This is a genomic window from Anaerovorax odorimutans, from assembly GCF_024459955.1.
Lineage (GTDB): Bacteria > Bacillota > Clostridia > Peptostreptococcales > Anaerovoracaceae > Hominibacterium > Hominibacterium odorimutans_A.
In genome coordinates this window covers 1-500 of record NZ_JANFXK010000093.1, presented here as the reverse complement: position 1 = coordinate 500, position 500 = coordinate 1, and the positions used below count along the sequence as shown (strand labels likewise).

1 pseudogene is annotated in these 500 nt (G+C 49.0%); it reads left to right on the top strand.

Annotated features, from left to right (window positions below):
• Positions 1–500 (top strand): annotated as a pseudogene (locus tag NE619_RS18005) (relaxase/mobilization nuclease); the annotation flags it as partial.

Genomic DNA, 500 nt, shown 5'->3' with positions numbered 1-500 from the left:
CGCCCCACTTGGCGGGGCCTAATCAAAGCGGATGTGGACGAAGCCATCGAACAGGCAAAGACAGAAAAACAATTCTTTTCTTTCCTGCGGGAAAAGGGCTATACAATTAAAATTGGCGCAGATATTACGCTGCGGCCCCCTGGGAAAGAACGAGGAATGAAACTGCTTAGAAACTTCGGAGCGGAATACGCTCAGGAGGCGATTCGCCGCCGCATACTGGCGCAGACCGGACAGAGACCGCAGCAAAAGATACGGACAGCGCAAGTGCCCTCACGGATACAGGTGCCAGGGAATAAGAAATCATCCAAAAAGATTGGAGGACTGCGAGGTTTGTACTTGCATTACTGTTACTTCTTAGGGATTTTTCCCAAAAACCGAAATGAAACAGCCCCATCGCAGGTTCCCTTACTACTCCGCGAAGATTTATTAAAACTAAATACGATTTCCAAGGAGACGAGGCTGCTTTGCAGGCATCAGATTGATACCGCAGAGCAGCTTTT